Origin of the sequence: Pseudomonas sp. OVF7, assembly GCF_030644265.1 — a bacterium.
Lineage (GTDB): Bacteria > Pseudomonadota > Gammaproteobacteria > Pseudomonadales > Pseudomonadaceae > Aquipseudomonas > Aquipseudomonas gorinensis.
Genome location: NZ_CP128996.1, coordinates 5956662 through 5972267, shown reverse-complemented (window position 1 = coordinate 5972267; position 15606 = coordinate 5956662). Strand labels below are relative to the sequence as shown.

The window sequence follows — 15606 nt, the reverse complement described above, 5'->3', positions numbered from 1 at the left end:
TGGCTGAGAGGGGGGAAGCGCGCTTGGGCAGAGGATGGTCACTATCTTGACGATGGGGCGAGAAATCTAGGGCTGGGTTGTCGTATTTTGTTGAGTTGTCGCAGTTTTGTGGTAGATTTCCGCAAAAAATTTACTATGGACGAATAAGAAATGGTTTTCAGCTCGGTCGTGTTTATTTTTTACTTCTTACCTGTTTTTCTTTTGTTTTACTATTTGACGGGGGTCAGAAACGCATTTTTACTTACTGCCAGCGCAGTATTTTATGTTTGGGGGGAAGGGCTGTATTTATTGCTGTTGATGGCTATGTTGATAATTAATTTTAGTGCGGGAAAGATAATAGATTCAGCAGTCGGACCACTTCGTAGGTGGGCGCTGGGTGTGTTTGTTATTGTCAATCTTTTAGTGTTAGGCGTTTTTAAGTATAGCCAATTTTTGGTTGATATCATCTTCGGGGTTTTAGGTGTTGAGTCTCCCCACCTTGGCATGCATCTGCCACTTGGTATTTCATTTTTTATTTTTCAGTTAGTGTCCTACCTTGTCGAGGTATATAGACGAACGATCCGCCCTGAAAATAGTATCGTGCGGCTGTCTACTTATGTGATGATGTTTCCGCATTTAGTCGCGGGCCCGATTGTTCGATATACCGACATTGAGACTGAATTGCATCATCGAACAGTGGGTGTAGAAAAGTTCGGCCTGGGTGTTCAGTATTTCATTGTGGGGCTATGTCAAAAGGTAATGATCGCAAATTCGGTCGCGCCGGCAGCTGATCATTTGTTTAGTCTTGATCCATCGGGAGTGACGTCTACAGTTGCCTGGATTGGTACAGTTGCCTATACAATACAGATATATTTTGATTTTTGTGGCTACTCTAATATGGCGATCGGTCTCGCCTTTATGTTGGGGTTCAGATTTCCTAAAAATTTCGACTATCCATACTCCTCAACGTCGATCACAGAGTTTTGGCGGCGTTGGCATATGTCTCTTTCTTTTTGGTTCAGAGATTATGTTTATATACCACTGGGTGGCAGTCGGGGGGGAGAGGTTTCGACAATTCGAAACCTGCTGATTGTATTTTTTGTGACGGGGCTCTGGCACGGTGCAGCATGGACATTTATTTTTTGGGGGATGTTTCATGGTGTGTTCGTTGTATTGGAGAGAGTATTTTTGAAAAGAGTACTCGAGGCCGTCCCTGTTATTTTGGCGCGCTTCTACACGTTACTGGTGGTCATGGTTGGCTGGGTGTATTTCAGGGCCGATAGTTTTGATGACGCATGGGTCATTATCAAGGCGCTAGCGGGTTTCGACAGTCCCCAGCATGAATGGCAACCCATGATGGTCTGGATGACGCCTGAAACAATAGTTGCGCTGGCCGCAGGAATTGCTCTGTCATTCCCTATTATTCCGTGGGTCTGCGCACAGCTAAATCTAACGAGAATCAATGGGTCTACGGAACCCGGCATGCATGGTCGAGATGCCGCGGATGTTCATGCTCTGCCTGTTTTTTTGTTGGTGGGTGGGCTGGTTTGTTGTGTGGTGCTACTTGCAAGCAGCTCTCTTAACCCATTTCTATATTTCCGATTCTGAGGCGCATAAATGAGCCATGCATCCGAAAGTAGTGAGCTGTCTATAAAGACCCGACGTACTTATCATTGGTGGTCTTTGGTTGTTGGAGTACTGGTGGTCGTTTTCGTCATCCACTTGTTTCCTTTGTTCAATGTTGCTGAGCCAGGTATGTCTGAGAACCGGGTACTCGCAAGTGCACCCGGGGTTCCGAAAAGTCTCGCTGACTGGGCGATATTGCCGGCAAAGTTGGACGCCTTCGCAATCGACCAGTTTCCACTGCGTGCACATATGATTGCGGCGTTGAATTTTATTCGTTACAAACTCGGATATTCGGGTTCGAAAAGGATTATTGTCGGCCAGAACGGCTGGCTATTTTATGATGATGGTAGTCACTTGGTACTTATGTCAGGTGATTTAATTCTGGATAAACCAAATATTGATGCTTGGGTAAGTGGGTTTCGTCAACGCGTGGATTACCTGAACAAAAGAGGCGCGAAATTTTATTTCATGGTAGCTCCTGTGAAGGAGGATATCTATCCCGAAAATCGACCTAGTTGGATGCCTGGGCATAGAGTTAATACTGAAGTTGATGAAATCATCAGTGCTTCAAAAAAAGCAGGGTTCGATCAAATCGTAGATCCTCGTGAAGCCATTTTCCAAGAGCGACACAATCAAAAGCTCTATGATGAGTACGACACGCATTGGACGGGATTGGGCGCTTATATTGCTTACAAACAGTTAATGACCAGATTGTCTAAAGACTTTGCCGGCATGCAGCCGTTGCCGTTGACTGCGTTTACACCGGTTGGGCTCTCAAAGGCAGGGATTCCCAGAGATTTGTCATTGATGCTTGGGATAGCGGATTTCGTCCCGCATGATCGGGTCTCGTTTGCGGGGATGGTGACCCATCCTCCTGAAAAAACGACCTTCCTGAGTGACAACCATAGCTGGGTTGGGCCGCAGGTTCTTCATACCGACGCTAAAACCGGAAAGACGCTACTCCTTCTGAGGGACTCATTCTCAACTGAGTTGCTGCCACTTCTGAAAGAGCACTTTGATACGATTGTCATGGCGCATGTGCAGGACGGTTTCTTTCGTACTGACCTCATTGAGAAGTTCAAACCAGACGCTGTTGCAATTGTCATTATTGAAACGGGAACCCGGCACACTATGAGTGTCATGCCCACTTTAGAAGACCATTGACAACATCTGTCACAGCAATTTCGCACATTGGTTTGGCGCAGGCAGGACATATTACGGGGGCCAAGCCAATGTGTCTTGCAGATTTCTAAGCGCTCCATTAACCCGACATTGTATGGACCGGACACATGGTGGACACATGTGCGGGGACATGGTTGACACATTATGGACCATAGTCAGGTTTGCTCACGTCGATCGTTCGTAGGAAGTGATGGCAGAAAAACACGTCAAACAGTCCATCACCTTCAGTGTTGGGCCGTATTGCGATGTGATGCCCAGCCAAACCTTTGGCGATGCTGAAGTAGCGTTTCTGAAAACGAAAACGGCTGTGATAAGCCTTGGCTAATACGTCGTCCGGTCCGTACTCAAAGGTTGGTAACTGTTGCGGATAAGCCCATGGGCTGGCTCTATACCGGTCCATAGGCACCTTGTAGTCCAGCGCCTGATGGGGCCGTTGCAGGTTATAAACATCACGCCACCGATCAAATGCTGCTTGAGCTTCCTTGAGCGTGGAAAACTGACGCCCTTCAAGTACTTCGGCCTTGAGTGAGCGATGGAAACGCTCAATCTTTCCATTGGTTTGTGGGTGGTAAGGGCGGCTGAAACTGATCCGAATACCCAGACGAATCAACCAGATACTCAGCTCTGTGATTTCACCAGGGTTACGTGGAGAGCCCCAAGGCGGTCCGTTATCAACGTTGATGCGAGCCGGTAATCCGAAGCGCTGGAATACCTCGGTCAACCTTTCTTTCACCGTGGCTCCACGCTCGTTATCACAAGCTTGAATAGCCAAACTGAAACGTGAATGGTCGTCCAGTAAAGTCAGGGGATGGCATCTGCCTTCTTGCGTCGGGAAATGCCCTTTGAAATCCATCTGCCAAAGATTGTTGGGCGCCTCGTGTTCAAACCTCAGCTTTGCCTCTTGCTCCTTCGTAGTCGGCTGAATCAGCCCGTGCCGGTGCAGGACATTGGTAACGGTGCTGGGAGCAATCTGCTTTTTCAAGAGGCTGCTGATCGTGCGCCCACCCCATGCTGGATGGTCTTGTCTGAGCGCTATGACCTGCGCTTCCAGGGCCGGCGTGGTCAGCTTGGGGCTGGTAGCCGGTTTTCGGGATTTATCTTGCAGCCCTGAATGGCCGAGCGTCGCGTAGCGGTTAAGCCACTTGTAAGCCGTCTGCGGACTGATACCGAACCGTCGGCATAGTTCTCGTTTGTTGCTGCCGGGTTGCCGTGCTAAGGCAACAAACTCTTCTTTCAGGCTCATGGCATCTCTCGTGTCCCAGGGCATGATGGCTTTCCGGCGAAATTGGCTCGCCGAAAAGTGTCCACCATGTCCCCGCACACCCGTCAACCATGTGTCCGGTCCATACACCCGACATTCAAAGTGGCCACCTAATCCCCGATGCTGTGCTTCCGATTCCCTCATGAGCCGGTCCGCCATGATGCGACCCGACGTAAAAAGTAAAAAAGTCTATCTCTACGCTAAGCTCGTCGACTTTCGAAATCCATTGATGGCCTGGTCGAAGTGGATATCAAAGGAGAAAATTCGCTGTTGCGTCAGCGCCTGTTCGGACGCAGGTCTGAGCAAGTGGCTGACCCGGAAACGCTGCAGCTAGCCTTGTTCAATGAAGCGGAAAGCGTCGTAGAACCCATCGATTAAGCCGCCGAAGAGGGAGCTGTTGCGCCGACCACTGCGGATTGGTAAGCGCAAACTGCTGCCGGCCGATCTCCCTTGCATCAAGTCATCCATGAACTGTCCGGGAATGAACTGACCTATGCGTGCGGCTGCCGCAAACACGCTATCGGCGAGCAGGTCAGCGAGCAGCTTGAAACCCTGCCGATGTAGATCCGAGTGATCAAACATTTTCGTAAGGTCTACATTGCCGTGCCTGTGAAACGGCACCGGCCACGGCGGACAAGCCGGCTCAACTGATTCAGAAAAGCATGGCCTGCCCAAGCGTGCTAGCGATGCTGCAGACCATCAAATACGTGGACGGTTTGCCGCTTCCCCGTTTCGAAATGCTACGGGGCTACCATGGAATCGATATCCCGAGTCAGACCTTGGCCCGCTGGGTTATCCAGTGCGGCGAACACTTACAGCCAGCGCTGAATTTAATGCGCGACCAGTTGCTGGAAAGCCGCATCATCCATTGCGATGAAACTCGGGTACAGGTGTTGAAAGAGCCTGATCGAGAGACAAGTAGTGTGCGCAAACCGGCGGCCCGCTCTACAAACCAGTGATCCTTTTCTACTACCCCATCAGTGGGGCGCAGGAAGTGCCGACGCGCCTGCTTGATGGCTATCGCTGCTACGTGATGGCCGATGATTACGCTGGTTACAAAGCGCTGGGCACGCAGGCAGGGGTTGAGCGTTTAGGTTGCTGGGTGCATGCACGGCGAAAATTTGTCGAAGCGCAAAAAGTGCAACCCAAAGGCGAGGGGGGCCGGCCGACATCACACAGGACCTGATCAACAGGCAAAGCCATCAACTACCTGGCGAGCAACTGGAACAAACTTGAGCAGTACATCGAGGAGTACATCTGCCAATCGACAACAACCTGACGAAAGAGCTATCAGGCCCTTTGGGATCCTAAGAAAGAACTGGTTGTTCAGTGACACGCCCAAAGGTACGACGGCTAGTGCCCAACTTTACAGTGGGGCCCTATACGTGGTTACACCACACCCTTGAGTGCCTGCCGGCGGCTCTTTAAGCTTTACTGTCCTGGAAATGCTCACCAGTATCGTATAGTTAATATTCTATCCATCTTGATGGCTGGTGGGGTTTACGATGAGGTTAAAGAATACAGGCGGAGCAACGATCATGGAATACGATGATAAACGGATTGAGGAAGCCGTGTTGCCCCTGTTGGTAACCTTCAGTTTTGATAACGGCAATGCGTGGAAAAAGCTCGACTTCGAGACCGTGAGCCGATTGCATGAATACGGTTTCATCAGTAGTCCTGTGAACAAGAACAAATCAATCCGGTTCACGGCTGAAGGGCTAGAGTGAGGTCGGCAGATAGCCAACCGCTTGTTTGGGGTAAAAAACTCAAGTGGAGCATGTATCCGATTCGGATATATGACTTAATACCGGAGCCATACGGTAGAGGGGGGGTATGGATTGAATGTTTTTAACTTACTACCTGTGCTCAGACATTATTCATACTGACTCTTATTTTGAACAGTAAAACGTATCTCTCCAGCCTTCGCTGTAGTCCACCATTGCACTTTCAATTTCAGGGTTCTCTAAAATGAATGTGTTCCAGTCGAACGTCTCTGTCGCATATCCAAAGTGTTTAGCAATAAAGCGTATGGCGCTTCTTGACGGGCGTCCGACGAGGGTTTTTCCGTTTCGCGTCAGTGAGTCGGAGTAAGCCATTTGCTGGTCTTCCACCGGGTCAAGCAGGAGCTGGACGCCATGAGGGTTGGCAAATACAACGCGAGGATCGCTGTTTTCAATGTCCGGTAACTCATCGACTACCGGTGTCACTTCGGTGTCGATTACCACAAGTTTTGCGCCGGTACGTTCGATCAAGTCAAATAATTCAGCATGTCGAATAGTGTGGTAATAAAACCCGAGGCAAAAAACGATATCAAATTCTTTGTTGCTGAGGTGGTCGAATACATCGCCGCACAAAAAATTAAAACGTGAGGGTTCGATACCATACTCGTTAAACGTATCAATGGCGTTGTTAATCAACTCTTGCCGGGGTTCGATACCCGTAACATGGGCCGCACCTGCTTGTAGGGCAGCAAATGACCAACGCCCGTCGTGACTTGCTATATCAAGAACGCGCTTGCCTTTTATTAACTCGATATTCCGCTCCATTATTGCGCAAAACCGCGAATTCAGGCGGTCTGGAAACGGGCTGGTTTGGCTGGTTTTATAAAATCTTGGGAAATTATCAAAAAAGCCCATGTGGTTCCCCTCTACGCAACTTGGCGCGACTCGACATTGAGTCGAATACGCTCAGGATAATACACGACGTGCCTCCTAGCGGAAGACTGCGGTAAGATTTATCCCTTTCCTTGCAGGTTTCCGTCGCTGCTGTTTTTTACAATTATGGATAAAAGCATCCAGGCTGGCTTATTTATAGTTTTTTTGGCCGCAACACCAACCACAACGCCCCCGCAATCAACACTCCGCCATACAGATGCGCCATTGATAACGGCTCGTCGAGCAGCAACGCGCCCCACAGCACGCCGAACGGCGGGATCAGGAAAGTGGTGGTCATCGATCTCACGGGGCCAATCGCAGTGAGCAAGCGGAAGTACAACACATAGGCAAACGCCGTACACACCAGCCCCAGGCCCAGCAGCGACAACCACACCTGCCACCCACCCCAACTCGCGGGCGGATGGCTGATGGCGCTGTAGATAAACAACGGCAGCAGGAACAACGTGGCGCCGAGCATGCTGCCCAGTGCGGAAAGACGACTGTCCAATCCTCCCCGCTGGTCCAGCCAGCGGCGCGCCAGGAACCCGGCAAAGCCATAACACGTAGTCGCCAGCAAACAGGCCAGCGCGCCCATCAATAATTCCAGGTCAAACGCCACCGGGCCCGCGCGGGTCAGTACGCCTACACCGAAAAGCCCCAGGCACACCCCGGCGATTTTCGACGGGGTCAGCCGCTCGCTGAAGAACAGCCCGCCGATCAACACCCCCATCAACGGCGTGGTGGCATTGAAGATCGCCGAGTAACCCGCTGGCAGCACCTGGGCGGCCACCGAATACATCGTCGCGGGAATCCCGGAGTTGATCACCCCCAGCAGCAGGACGGTCTTGAACTTGCCCTGGAAGTCCCAGCGCACGCGCATCATCGCCAGGATCACCAACAACCCTGCGGCGGCAATCGACACGCGGAAAAACGCGGTCGGCACCGTGCCAATCTCTGGCGCGATGATGCGCATGAACAGGAAACTCGCGCCCCAGATGGCGGCGAGCCCCAGCAAGTACAAGGTGTCGACAGGTCTCACGTAACGCTCCTACCTCAATAAGCCGGCGAGTGTTACATGACCTTTCTATTGATTACAGAACAAACCGCGTCACCAACCCATTCAGGTCCACCGCCAGGCGCGACAGTTCCTGGCTGGCGGCCGAGGTCTGGGTGGCGCCAGCGGCGGTCTGGGTCGACAGGTCCCGGATATTCACCAGGCTGCGGTCCACTTCGCGGGCCACCAACGCTTGTTGCTCGGCGGCGCTGGCGATCACCAGGTTGCGCTGGCTGATCTGCGAGATGGCAGCGGTGATTTTTTCCAGGGCGCTGCCGGCGTTGTTGGCCCGTTGCAAGGTTTGGCCGGCGTGCTCGGCGCTGCTGTTCAAGGCACTGACGGTGTCCTGGGTGCCTTGCTGAATGCCGGCGATCATCTGCTCGATTTCTTCGGTGGAATCCTGGGTACGCTGGGCCAGTGAGCGCACTTCATCGGCGACCACCGCAAAGCCACGCCCGGCCTCACCCGCGCGGGCGGCTTCAATGGCGGCGTTGAGCGCCAGCAGGTTGGTTTGACCGGCAATGCCGCGGATCACTTCCAGCACCTTGCTGATGTCCTGGGCCTGCATCGCCAGGCCCTCGGCTTTGTTCGAAGCGCCGAGCACTTCGTCCACCAGGTTCTGGATCGAGCTGATGGTTTCGCTGATCTGGTAGTGGCCGTGCTTGCTGTCTTCGTCGGACGCCTGGGACGCTTCGGCGCTGGATACCGCATTGCCCGCCACTTCATCCACCGCCGCGCTCATCTCGGTCACGGCGGTCGCGGCCTGTTCGATCTCGTCGTTCTGCGCTTGCAGGCCACGTGTGCTCTGTTCCATCACCGAACTCATTTCTTCAGCCGCCGATGCCAGTTGCTGCGCCGATTCGCTGATGCCACGGATGGTGGTTTGCAGTTGCGCCTGCATGGTTGCCAGTGCTGTCAGCAGTTGTGCCGGTTCGTCATGGCCCTGCACCACGACGGGCTGGCTCAAGTCTCCGGCGGCAATGCTGCGCGCAACGCTCAGGGCCTGGCCCAGTGGCGCGGTGATGCTGCGGGTCAACAGCCAGGCCAGCAGCAAGGTGGCGACCAGCGCAACGCTGATGATCAGGCCGACAATCCACTGCGCGCGCGTATACACCTGTGCCGCTGCATCGGTTGCGGCTTCCACGCCGTTCTGGTTGAAGGTGATCATGTCCTCCAGGCTCTTGGTGAGGATTCCACCCTGTGGCGCCAGGCGGTTGTTGAGCAGGTCGATAGCGTCCTGCTGCTGGTCCTTATCCACCAGGGCGATCATCTGCCCGACGATGGTGAGGTAAGTGTTTACGTTGGCTTTGACCTGCTTGAGCAGTTCGCGCTCCTGGTCGCTGCTGAGCAGGGTTTCGTGATGGTCCAGCAGGGTTTGCAATTCCGTACGCTGGCGGCTGATCAGGCCTTTGCTGTTGTCACGCACGCGCGACTCGTCGGTGGTTGCCAGGCGCAACGCTTCCAGACGGATGCTGGCCGCGTAGGCCGCGCTGTCATGGATATTCTCGATGCTCGGCATCCACGACCCCTCGATCACCAGGGCGTTTTCACGCAGCTTGGCCATCTGACCCAGGCCAAACAGGCCGACAATCACCAGCAGGCTGGCCAACACCCCAAAACTCAGACTGGCGCGCAGCCCGATCCTCATGTTCCTCAATGACATCTCAGTGCTCCTCGGGCGATTAAAACCAGTTCCCGGATCGGTCTTCTGACCTTGTTAGGGTGGGAGAGGGCGCGGTATATATCAAAGTGCCATCACTGCGGTAATCAGGGTTTCCCTTAGGCTGTATCGAAATGCTTACATATGCTGAAAACCAGTCGCCGTGCGGGTTTGCCTCGGCTGCTGCGGCCAGGCCACGTGGTTCCAGGCTTTCAGATGAAACGTTTAACGTACGAAACGCGACTTTAGGGGGTGTTTATTGACCGTATGGTCGAATTAAAAAAACTGAAAATAAATGTACGATCTGCGCGAAGTTGTACAAGCCGTCGGAAAAAATCATCCTTCTCCTGTCACTCTTCACTGGCTAAGCTCAGGGCTTCCAGATGCCCGTTCGAGGTTTCCCGCATGTCGCAATCCACGCCCGCCCTCGCTATTGCGCGGATGATCCTTGAAGGCTTCGACGATTACCGCGAGCACTTTCGCCAGATCACCGACGGCGCCCGCGAACGTTTCGAAAAAGCCCAGTGGCAACTGGGGCAGGCAGCCTCGGCGGCGCGTATCAACCTGTATGAAGAGAAGGTCAGTGAAGTGACCGAGCGCCTGCGGGCTGCCTTCGACGAGGCCACGCTGCTGGATATCGACGTTTGGCCGCTGGTGAAAAGCGCCTATATAGGCCTGATTGACCTGCGCTTTGACGATGAGCTGTCCGAGACTTGGTACAACTCGATTTTCTGCGGCCTGTTCAGCCATGACCTGATCAGCGACGGCTGCATGTTCATCCACACGACCCGGCCGAGCCTGCGTCGGGCGCGAGCGGCGCAGACCCGCATCTACACGCCGGCCGGCAAAATCACCGATATGCTCGCGCAGATCTTCGCCGACTACCGCTTCAGCGAACCCTATGCCGATTTGCCGGCCGACCTGCGCCGCCTCGAAGCACAACTGCGCGAGAACCTGCCGGATTGGGTCTGCAAGGACCCGGAGCTCAAGGTCGAGCTGTTTTCCTCGGTGCTCTACCGCAACAAGGGCGCCTACCTCGTAGGACGCATCTACACCCATGAAGAACAGTGGCCCCTGGTCATCCCGCTGCTGCACCGCGAAGGGCGCGGCATCCAGATCGACGCGCTGATCACCGATGAAGCCGATGTGTCGATCATCTTCTCGTTCACCCGTTCTTACTTCATGGTCGACGTACCGGTACCGGCGGAATTCATCGGCTTTCTCAAGCGCATCCTGCCGGGCAAGCACATCGCCGAGCTGTACACCTCCATCGGGTTCTACAAGCACGGCAAGTCGGAGTTCTACCGCGCGCTGATCAACCACCTGGCGACCACCGATGACCAGTTCATCATGGCCCCCGGCGTGCGCGGCATGGTCATGAGCGTGTTCACGCTGCCGGGCTTCAACACCGTGTTCAAGATCATCAAGGACCGCTTCTCGCCGTCGAAAAACGTCAACCGCGCCACGGTGATCGAGAAATACCGCCTGGTCAAAAGCGTCGACCGCGTCGGGCGCATGGCCGATACCCAGGAGTTCGCCGACTTTCGCTTCCCCTTGAGCAAGTTCGAGCCCGAGTGCCTGGCCGAATTGCTCGATGTGGCCGCCGGTACCGTCGAAGTGGAGGGCGACACCGTGCTGATCCGCCACTGCTGGACCGAACGGCGCATGACCCCCCTCAACCTCTACCTCGACAACGCCAACGACGCTCAAGTGCGCGAAGCCCTGGAAGACTACGGCCTGGCCATCAAGCAATTGGCGGCGGCGAATATCTTTCCCGGTGACATGTTGCTGAAGAACTTCGGCGTCACCCGCCACGGCCGTGTGGTGTTCTACGACTATGACGAAATCTGCTTCCTGACCGAGGCGAATTTCCGCCACATCCCCGCACCCCGCACCCCCGAGGATGAAATGGCCTCCGAGCCCTGGTACTCCATCGGCCCGCTGGATGTGTTCCCCGAAGAATTCCCGCCGTTCCTGTTTGCCGACGCTGGCCAGCGCAAGCTGTTCAATGAACTGCACGGCGAGCTGTATAACGCCGACTACTGGAAAAGCCTGCAAGACGCGATTCGGGCCGGCAAGGTCATCGATGTGTTCCCTTACCGGCGCAAGGACCGCGATAACGAATGAGGGGCGCGCGCGGCGGCGGTTTTCTGCGACAATCCGCCCCCTGCATAAATAGACGACCCAAACGCACCTGATGACTGACCAAGCGCCTGCTATCGACCAACTGCTGAAAAACCTCGACCACGCCATGCTCGCCGACCGCCACCGCTTGCGGCGGCAGTTGCTCGAGCTGCGCAAGAAGCCCGATGAGGAGAAGCTGGCGCAGTGGGTCACGCGCATGCAGGCGTCCTGTGCCCAGGTCACGGCGCGGCGTGCCAGCCTGCCGGTGATTCGCTACGACGACAGCCTGCCGATTGCCGCCAAGCGCGATGAGATCAAGGAAGCATTGCTCAAGCATCAGGTGCTGATCATTGCGGGCGAAACTGGCTCGGGTAAAACCACCCAACTGCCGAAAATCTGCCTGGAAATCGGCCGCGGCCAACACGGCCTGATCGGTCATACCCAGCCGCGCCGGATTGCCGCGCGCAGCGTCGCCAGTCGCGTCGCCGAAGAGTTGGCCACGCCGCTGGGCGCGCTGGTCGGCTATCAGGTGCGCTTTGAAGACCAAAGCGACTCCAACACCCTGATCAAGCTGATGACCGATGGCATCCTGCTGGCCGAAACCCAGAACGATCGCTACCTCGAACGCTACGACACGATCATCGTCGACGAAGCCCACGAACGCAGCCTGAACATCGACTTCCTGCTCGGCTACCTGAAGACCCTGCTGCCGCGTCGTCCGGACCTGAAGGTGATCATCACCTCGGCAACCATCGACCTGGAGCGTTTCTCCAAGCACTTCGACGATGCGCCGATTGTCGAGGTTTCGGGCCGCACCTTTCCGGTGGACACTTGGTACCGTCCACTGACCCTGGAACAGGACGAAGAGGGCAATCGTGTCGAAGATGACTTGACCGTCGACCAGGCCATCCTCGCCACCCTCGATGAAATCGCCGCCTATGAGCGCAGCGAGCGGCGCAGCCCCGGCGATGTGCTGGTGTTTTTGCCCGGCGAGCGCGAGATTCGTGACGCCGCCGACATGCTGCGCAAGGCGCAGCTCAAGCACACTGAAATTCTGCCGCTGTACGCGCGCCTGTCGCCGGCCGAACAGCAGCGTATCTTCCAGTCCCATCCCGGACGACGTGTGGTGCTGGCGACCAACGTTGCCGAAACCTCGCTGACCGTGCCGGGCATCCGCTATGTGATCGACAGCGGCACCGCACGCATCAGCCGCTACAGCTACCGCGCCAAGGTGCAGCGCCTGCCGATCGAAGCGATCTCCCAGGCCAGCGCCAACCAGCGTAAAGGCCGTTGTGGTCGGGTTGAGCCGGGGATCTGCATTCGCTTGTACAGCGAAGAAGACTTTATCGGGCGCCCGGAATTTACCGACCCGGAAATCCTGCGCACCAACCTGGCTGCCGTGATCCTGCAGATGCTGCACCTGCGCCTGGGTGAAATCACCGACTTCCCGTTTATCGAGCCGCCGGATGGCAAGGCGATCAGCGACGGTTTCAACCTGTTGCAGGAGCTCTCGGCCGTCGACCGCAACAGTCAGCTGACGCCGCTGGGGCGCCAATTGGCGCGCCTGCCGGTGGACCCGCGCATGGGCCGCATGCTGCTGGAAGCCGCCAAGCTCGGCAGCTTGCAGGAAGTACTCATCGTGGCCAGCGCCATGTCGATCCAGGACCCACGCGAGCGCCCACCGGAGCGCCAGCAGGCCGCCGACCAGGCCCACGCACAATGGAAGGACCCGGATTCGGACTTCGCCGGGTTGGTCAACCTCTGGCGCGGCTTTGAAGAACAACGCCAGGAACTGACCGCCAGCCCGCTGCGCAACTGGTGCCGCAAGAACTTCCTCAACTATTTGCGCCTGCGCGAGTGGCGAGACTCCCATCGTCAGTTGAGCTTGATCTGTCGCGACATGCAGTTGACGGTCAATAAGGAACCGGCGGACTTCCCCAAACTGCACAAGGCGGTGCTGTCTGGCCTGCTCAGCCAGATCGGCCAGAAGACCGAAGACGGCGATTACCTCGGCGCGCGTCAGCGGCGCTTCTGGATTCATCCGTCGTCGGGCATCGGCAAGAAGCGCCCGCAATGGTTGATGACCGCCGAACTGGTGGAAACCACCAAGTTGTATGCGCGCATGGTGGCCAAGATCGATGCCGACTGGATCGAGCCATTGGCCGGGCACCTGATCAAGAAAAACCACTTCGAGCCCCATTGGGAGAAGAAGCGCGGCCAAGTCGTGGCGTTCGAGCAGATCACCTTGTTCGGGCTGATTGTGGTCGGTCGGCGGCCGGTGCATTACGGGCCCATCGACCCGGTGGTGTCCCGCGAGCTGTTTATCCGCGAGGGCCTGGTGCGCGGCGAGATTCAGTCCCGCGCCAAGTGCCTGGCGGCCAACCAGCAACTGCTGGAGCAGCTCGACGAACTGGAAGCCAAGGCGCGCCGTCGCGACATCCTGGCGGACGAAGAAACCCTCTACGCCTTCTACGATGCGCGCTTGCCGGCGGAGATCCACCAGACCGCCACCTTCGACAGCTGGTACAAGGTCAACAGCCACAAAGACCCGCAATTGCTGATCATGCGCGAAGAAGACGTGCTGGCCCGCGAAGCCAGCGAAGTCACTGCCGCACATTACCCCGACACCCTGCACCTGGGCGACCTGGAACTGGCCCTGAGTTACCACTTCGAGCCCAACCATCCGCGCGACGGCGTGACCCTGCGGGTACCGGCGCCGCTGTTGCCGGCCTTGCCGCCGGAGCGCCTCGAATGGCTGGTGCCGGGGGTGATCGAAGCCAAGTGCATCGCGCTGGTGCGTAACCTGCCCAAGGCACTGCGCAAGAACTTCGTGCCGGTGCCGGATTTCGTTAAGGCCGCGCTGCAACGCATCGAATTTGGCCAGGGCTCGCTGCCCCAGGCATTGGGCCGCGAACTGCTGCGCATGACCGGCGCGCGGGTCAGTGATGAAGCCTGGGCCGAGGCCGCGCAGCAAGTCGACAGCCACTTGAGGATGAACCTGGAAGTGGTCGACGGCCAGGGCAAGTTCCTCGGCGAAGGCCGCGACCTGGCCGAGCTGACCGCGCGCTTTGCCGAAGCCAGCCAGGCCGCATTGGCCGTGCCGCAGACCGCGAAAAGCCAGCAACCGGTGCAAGCCAAGGCGTTCGCGGCGGTGGCCGAGAAGACCCAGCAGAAGATCGCCGGGCTGTCGATGACGGTGTACCCGGCGCTGGTGGAGGAGGGCGGCGCGGTCAAGGAGGGGCGTTTCTCAACGGCCGCGGAGGCTGAATTCCAGCACCGCCGCGCGTTGCAACGCTTGCTGATGCAGCAACTGGCTGAACCGGCGAAATTCCTGCGCGGCAAGTTGCCCGGCCTGACCGAATTGGGCCTGATGTACCGCGAACTGGGGCGTATCGATGCCTTGGTGGAGGACATCCTGCTGGCCAGCCTCGACAGTTGCGTGCTGGACGGCGAAGCCAGCCTGCCGCGCGACGGTGCCGGCCTGGCGGCCTTGGCCGAACGTAAGCGTGGCAGCTGGACCGAGCACGCCGAACGCCTGGCGCGCTTGACCCTGGAGGTGCTGAAGCTCTGGCACGGCCTGCAAAAGCGCTTCAAAGGCAAGATCGACCTGGCCCAGGCGGTGGCCTTGAACGATATCAAGCAACAGTTGAGCAACCTGGTCTATCCCGGTTTTGTGCGGGAAACCCCGGCGCAATGGTTCAAGGAGCTGCCGCGTTTCCTCAAGGCCATCGAGCTGCGCCTGGAGAAGCTGCCGAGCCAGGTGCAAAAGGACCGGGTGTGGAGCACCGAGCTGGGCGGCCTTTGGGCGCAGTACCAGAACCGCCTGAACAAACATGCCCAGGAAGGCAAGCGCGACCCTCAGTTGGAACTCTATCGCTGGTGGTTGGAGGAGTATCGCGTGTCGTTGTTTGCCCAGCAGTTGGGCACCAAGGTACCGATTTCCGACAAGCGCCTGAGCAAGCAGTGGAGCCAGGTAGAACCCTGAAGCCTCTCCCTGCCTCCAGGAGGGCAGGTCCAAATGTGGGAGGGGGCTTGCCCCCGATAGCGGTGTGTCAGGCAAAGATTC

At 56.5% G+C, this 15606-nt stretch carries 9 protein-coding genes and 1 pseudogene; 6 read left to right on the top strand and 4 right to left on the bottom strand.

Going from position 1 to position 15606, the window contains the following annotated elements; all coding sequences use genetic code 11:
- The first annotated feature begins 150 nt into the window (after positions 1-150).
- Together QU606_RS27095 and QU606_RS27090 are read left to right on the top strand one after the other, a co-directional pair.
- Entirely contained in the window at positions 151-1587 is a 1437-nt protein-coding gene (locus QU606_RS27095) for an MBOAT family protein (protein ID WP_069076795.1), read from the top strand.
- 9 nt (positions 1588-1596) lie between these two features.
- A complete protein-coding gene (locus tag QU606_RS27090; protein WP_193689646.1) occupies positions 1597-2769 on the top strand; it encodes a hypothetical protein in 1173 nt (390 codons plus the stop codon).
- 160 nt (positions 2770-2929) lie between these two features.
- Here QU606_RS27090 and QU606_RS27085 read toward each other — a convergent pair whose 3' ends face one another.
- Positions 2930-4054 (bottom strand): IS481 family transposase, encoded by a 1125-nt coding sequence (locus tag QU606_RS27085; protein ID WP_102672951.1) that lies wholly within the window; start codon positions 4052-4054, stop codon positions 2930-2932.
- Positions 4055-4273: 219 nt separating this feature from the next.
- Here QU606_RS27085 and QU606_RS27080 point away from each other — a divergent pair.
- Positions 4274-5476, top strand: a pseudogene (locus QU606_RS27080) (IS66 family transposase).
- Between the two features lie 110 nt (positions 5477-5586).
- Positions 5587-5775 carry a DUF6429 family protein gene (locus QU606_RS27075; RefSeq protein ID WP_069077445.1) on the top strand — a complete coding sequence of 63 codons (189 nt, stop codon included), beginning with the start codon at positions 5587-5589 and terminating at the stop codon, positions 5773-5775.
- 162 nt (positions 5776-5937) lie between these two features.
- Here QU606_RS27075 and QU606_RS27070 read toward each other — a convergent pair whose 3' ends face one another.
- The 3 genes from QU606_RS27070 to QU606_RS27060 all read right to left on the bottom strand — a co-directional run bounded on the left by QU606_RS27070 (position 5938) and on the right by QU606_RS27060 (position 9404).
- The gene (locus QU606_RS27070; RefSeq protein ID WP_069076799.1) at positions 5938-6684 is read right to left on the bottom strand and encodes a bifunctional 2-polyprenyl-6-hydroxyphenol methylase/3-demethylubiquinol 3-O-methyltransferase UbiG; all 747 of its coding nucleotides are present in this window, start codon (positions 6682-6684) and stop codon (positions 5938-5940) included.
- 172 nt (positions 6685-6856) lie between these two features.
- Positions 6857-7741: a DMT family transporter gene (locus QU606_RS27065; protein ID WP_069076800.1), complete on the bottom strand. Its 885-nt coding sequence runs from the start codon at positions 7739-7741 to the stop codon at positions 6857-6859.
- A 52-nt stretch (positions 7742-7793) separates the two neighbouring features.
- Positions 7794-9404, bottom strand: coding sequence for a methyl-accepting chemotaxis protein (locus QU606_RS27060; RefSeq protein ID WP_370531130.1), 1611 nt, complete (start codon positions 9402-9404; stop codon positions 7794-7796).
- A gap of 417 nt (positions 9405-9821) precedes the next feature.
- On the opposite strand from QU606_RS27060, the gene aceK reads away from it, so the two are divergent.
- Together aceK and hrpA are read left to right on the top strand one after the other, a co-directional pair.
- A complete protein-coding gene (aceK, locus tag QU606_RS27055) occupies positions 9822-11543 on the top strand; it encodes a bifunctional isocitrate dehydrogenase kinase/phosphatase (RefSeq protein WP_024076817.1) in 1722 nt (573 codons plus the stop codon).
- 70 nt (positions 11544-11613) lie between these two features.
- Complete coding sequence (gene hrpA / locus QU606_RS27050) at positions 11614-15525, top strand: ATP-dependent RNA helicase HrpA (protein WP_304997832.1); 3912 nt, start codon at positions 11614-11616, stop codon at positions 15523-15525.
- Positions 15526-15606 lie beyond the last annotated feature (81 nt).

Coding starts and splice junctions, on each gene's coding strand:
- QU606_RS27095 (WP_069076795.1), top strand. CDS start 151: ATGGTTTTCAGCTCGGTCGTGTTTATTTTTTACTTCTTACCTGTTTTT.
- QU606_RS27090 (WP_193689646.1), top strand. CDS start 1,597: ATGAGCCATGCATCCGAAAGTAGTGAGCTGTCTATAAAGACCCGACGT.
- QU606_RS27085 (WP_102672951.1), bottom strand. CDS start 4,054: ATGCCCTGGGACACGAGAGATGCCATGAGCCTGAAAGAAGAGTTTGTT.
- QU606_RS27075 (WP_069077445.1), top strand. CDS start 5,587: ATGGAATACGATGATAAACGGATTGAGGAAGCCGTGTTGCCCCTGTTG.
- QU606_RS27070 (WP_069076799.1), bottom strand. CDS start 6,684: ATGGGCTTTTTTGATAATTTCCCAAGATTTTATAAAACCAGCCAAACC.
- QU606_RS27060 (WP_370531130.1), bottom strand. CDS start 9,404: ATGAGGATCGGGCTGCGCGCCAGTCTGAGTTTTGGGGTGTTGGCCAGC.
- aceK (WP_024076817.1), top strand. CDS start 9,822: ATGTCGCAATCCACGCCCGCCCTCGCTATTGCGCGGATGATCCTTGAA.
- hrpA (WP_304997832.1), top strand. CDS start 11,614: ATGACTGACCAAGCGCCTGCTATCGACCAACTGCTGAAAAACCTCGAC.